This window comes from Anabaena cylindrica UHCC 0172 (genome assembly GCF_034931625.1).
GTDB classification, from domain to species: Bacteria; Cyanobacteriota; Cyanobacteriia; order Cyanobacteriales; family Nostocaceae; genus Anabaena; species Anabaena cylindrica_A.
This window is the reverse complement of the sequence record NZ_JAYGGY010000151.1, coordinates 1-3,896: the sequence shown is the minus strand read 5'-3', so window position 1 is coordinate 3,896 and position 3,896 is coordinate 1. Positions and strand designations below refer to the sequence as shown.

At 38.8% G+C, this 3,896-nt stretch carries 5 protein-coding genes; 4 read left to right on the top strand and 1 reads right to left on the bottom strand.

The features are described from left to right. Window positions 1-524: hypothetical protein (locus tag VB713_RS28125; protein ID WP_323314774.1), on the top strand; the 524-nt coding region annotated here is incomplete at its 5' end. A gap of 319 nt (window positions 525-843) precedes the next feature. Here the strand turns inward: VB713_RS28125 and VB713_RS28120 are convergent. Beyond that, a complete protein-coding gene (locus tag VB713_RS28120) occupies window positions 844-2,310 on the bottom strand; it encodes a Fic family protein (RefSeq protein WP_127055493.1) in 1,467 nt (488 codons plus the stop codon). A 299-nt stretch (window positions 2,311-2,609) separates the two neighbouring features. Between VB713_RS28120 and VB713_RS28115 the strand changes: the two genes are divergently transcribed. The 3 genes from VB713_RS28115 (at window position 2,610) to VB713_RS28105 (ending at window position 3,627) form a co-directional block, all read left to right on the top strand. Further along, window positions 2,610-2,852 carry a hypothetical protein gene (locus tag VB713_RS28115; RefSeq protein WP_323314773.1) on the top strand — a complete coding sequence of 81 codons (243 nt, stop codon included), beginning with the start codon at window positions 2,610-2,612 and terminating at the stop codon, window positions 2,850-2,852. 103 nt (window positions 2,853-2,955) lie between these two features. Next, window positions 2,956-3,285 carry a hypothetical protein gene (locus VB713_RS28110; RefSeq protein ID WP_323314772.1) on the top strand — a complete coding sequence of 110 codons (330 nt, stop codon included), beginning with the start codon at window positions 2,956-2,958 and terminating at the stop codon, window positions 3,283-3,285. 87 nt (window positions 3,286-3,372) lie between these two features. Continuing rightward, the gene (locus VB713_RS28105) at window positions 3,373-3,627 is read left to right on the top strand and encodes a hypothetical protein (protein ID WP_323314771.1); all 255 of its coding nucleotides are present in this window, start codon (window positions 3,373-3,375) and stop codon (window positions 3,625-3,627) included. Window positions 3,628-3,896: the final 269 nt, after the last annotated feature.

Genomic DNA, 3,896 nt, shown 5'->3' with positions numbered 1-3,896 from the left:
ATACTAAAAATCTCTCTCCTTGTATTAAACCAAATGGTAGTGGTAGTGTGACTGTGGGTGCTTCTGAAAAACGGTTTGGACAAGTGCTAAAATATTATTTTGGTGATTGGGTACATTCGCAACAAGAAATGCTACCAAATGGTCATGACCGCCCTTATACCGCAGATTTTGTAATTGTAGAGCCAACTACTGAGCTATATCTCGATATTGAAGTGGATGAAAGCCATTGTTTTTCTACAGGAGAACCAACACATTTTATTGGTGATGATGATTATAGGAATAAGTGTTTTGTGGATGCTGGATGGGTGATAATTAGGTTCGCAGAGGAACAAGTAGTTAGTCAGCCACAACGCTGTTGTCGCTTTATTGCTAATGTGGTAGCAAAGTTGAGTGGAAATGAATTATTGAGTTACCAGTTTGCAGATGTTCCACAACTGACTCCTGTTAAGCAATGGTCAAAGAGAGAAGCAACTTCGTTGAAGAAGAAGAAGTATCGCCAAGCCTACTTGTCAGCTACACCATAAAAATAGCACCGAAGATCACAATCCCCAAATATTCCTGGATCAACAAATGTGATCCATGGATCACAAAATGAAGTTGAAACCTCCGATAACACCTGAGTTCGATGTAAGAAAATTCGCTATAAATGAGTATTCAAAAGGGTTAGAGGCTTGTAGGTAGAGAGACTATATTCTCAATAAATCTTAATTATTGAGAATGACTAGAAACCCGGGCTAGATTAAAGTAAATTTTTATAACAAAATCTAAATTTATCTTACGAATACTATTTGAATACCAACTCAAAGTACCTCAGATTAGGAACAATTAAGATAGGCATCGCATTCACAAACTCTTGTTCCAATATTCCAAACCCGTCAGGATTACATCTTCCAACCACAACTTAAACCGCTCTGTTAAGTTATCATCTTCATCAGCATACGAGAACTGAAATGGCGAATCCGTTAGTGTTTGAATATCACTAATGTTGCGTTCACCATCCTCTGTATTATCTCTATGGTAAGCACAGGCTGAACATACTAGCAATCCCCGATATTCGTGTCCAAGAACATGAAAAGAAAACAAAATTGTCGTTGATATTCCTATATTAATAACCAACTGTATCCAGGCATGATAACTACGAAGATTAGCAAAATATCCTAACTGTTTAGCAGTTTCTACAATTTGGTAACGGTGGTAATATGAACGAGTATCACCAGCAGGCGCACTAATTATAAAAACATCTGCATCATCCACTATATTTTGTACAGATAGCTTGATTTCATTGGCAACATCTTGTGCGCGATTAGAGGCTATTTCAAATAACTTTGAAGCAAAATCTTCAACTTTTTGACTGCGCTCTGGAATAGATGCTGATTGATTTTGCTTAAGCTTTTCAGCAATGGAAGCAATAATAACTTGAGTCCGTCGTGCCTCTGACAATACCTGTTCTGATAAACCAAGACTGCGGAGGAAAGCTTGCTTTTGGCTCTTGGCAAACAAATTAATTAATTTTGATAAATCCCCCTGATCTGCCTGCTCTAAAGCGGCAATGTAATCTGCTCGGTCATCACGAGTCAGAACTAAGGGAAACCAACCAGCTTGAATAAAAACTAAACTGGCAATACATCGAGCAACTCGGCCATTTCCATCCTGAAATGGATGAATCTGTGTAAATCTATGATGCAACCAAGCCGATTCAACTTCAGGAGGAATTTGTTGATTTCGATGTTGATGATGTAATTCAATCAACCTATCCATTTCCGATGCCACTTGTTCTGGAGGGCAATATTCGTGAATAATACCATCTGGTCTGATAGGATTGTTCGGTTGACGCTTCCAGTCACCGCTAATCAGAGAAACACGAATAATTTCCCCTGTTGATGGAACTAAAGCCTCCGTATTATCTTGGTTTTGGGTGAGAACCTGATGTAGCTGTTTTATATAAGAGGTTGATAAATTTCTTTGTCCACCGACAAAATCAAACAGTCCTTCAATAGCAGTTTCTTGATCCCTGATTAAAGATACTACTTGTTTTACCGGACGATCTGTCGCTCCATGAGGAATTAGTGATTCGTTAATTCCTTGTTCAATTAAAAGGCGAGTTATTCCTCTATCTATATTGTATAATCGCTCAATAATTCCCGTTTCAATGGCTATTTCCCGGCGTAGTCTTTCCATAAAAACTTTAAATTCACCAGATGCGCGCAGCCGCTCTGCCTGCTCATTCCAAACAGTAACCAAAGGACGTAACTCAGAACTAGCTAAATTTTGCCAACTTGATAATATATCTTCTATTGGTTGCCATATCATAATTAATTACTATTTGATGATTCTCTAACATTTTACCTCAAGTTTTCCAAGTTTTTATGCTCAAACTCTTATTTTTGGTAACCCATATTTTGTGGTCAATTTTGTTGATAAAAGCTAATACTCACTCATCACTTCGGTAAGCTTAGTAACCATCTCTCGCTTTACTATAGTTAAGGAGGTTTTAAAATTAAGATAAATATTAATCCAGTTAATCCAGATATTTGATAATAAGATATTGAAAGTAAATTTTCTTGAAGCAAAAATATGACACAAACTCCATCGGAAAGATTGATTGAAAATTGAGGGAATTAGGAACAAATTTAGAAACATTTCTCAATGTGCCAGTTGCTGTAACTCCACATAGTCTTGCTGGATTTAATAATCAAAAACAAGGGATGCCTTTTCTACGAGACGCTTCGCGTAGCTTGCTGACGGGGAGCGATCGCACCGCCTCCTATAATTTATTTTGCACGACTACTGACGACTACTTATACCTCATCCATCTTGAAAACTTGAGTTTTCGCCATAAAAAAAAACTATAGGTTTCAACGTAGACGGGGTTTATATATAATTACTCGGCTTTGTTTCCAAGCACGATATGATAATTATCTATATTGTCACCCGTGCATTTTTATAGCCATCACTATGATTGCAGCCAAAACACCCACTAGAAGACACTGGGATCTGTTTAAGATTTACAAAGCTAAGGTTGCTATTAAGATGGAGCCTGAAGAGTTCCTAAAACATTGGGTTGTCAATTACGAAGAACTTGCCGAATTGTGCGGACGCTCTAAAAGCACTGTAGCTCATTGGTTTTCCCAAGGTGAACACCGTAGGGAACCATCAGAAGCTGATAAACGCAGACTGGCGGAAATTCATGCACTGTGGACTCAATTTGAAAATGAACCTGCTCACCTCAGAGAACTCTGGGCGAGAAAGCGCCGTCGCAAGCACGATATAAATTGTAATGATTAGTTGTCGTCGGTGCATTATTTAGTTGTCACCATGACAACCGTAAGTTTATTGTGTGTGATAGCTATTCGTGCTTAACACAGGTGAATCATGATTACCCAAAGCTTCTTATCCGAGATTAAAGACCTCAATGCACCCGGAACTAATCAAGGGACTGACAATACAGTCCCTGTTAAAGAACCGCTCAAACATCTCTTGATAGGTTCTCCTAAAGCTGTAACCAGTACAATTCACTACTTACAAGTGATTGGCTATGCAGAAGTTGGAGATTGGAGTCCTTTGTTACCAAGCCCTAACCCAAACGAGGTGATGAGTATTTTGAATAGACCTATTGTAGTGCAATAGGCACTGTTACCAGATTTAGCAAATAATGCCCCCTAGAGGGTTTTTTGTGATATTTGACAATTCCCGGTCTATTCTTGGGTAGGATAGACTTGGGGCATATTAAGTTACGCTCGTTGAAGCAGAAAATTACGCCAGTTTAATAAAGCTATCGTTAGCGGTTGACAGTACTCATATCAGGGTAGCGATCGCCTGCGGCTATACCCTTGGGTGCAACGGGAGCAACGCGATTTTGTGAAGTCGGGGAAAAAATGTGCTTTTAGCTACTCGCA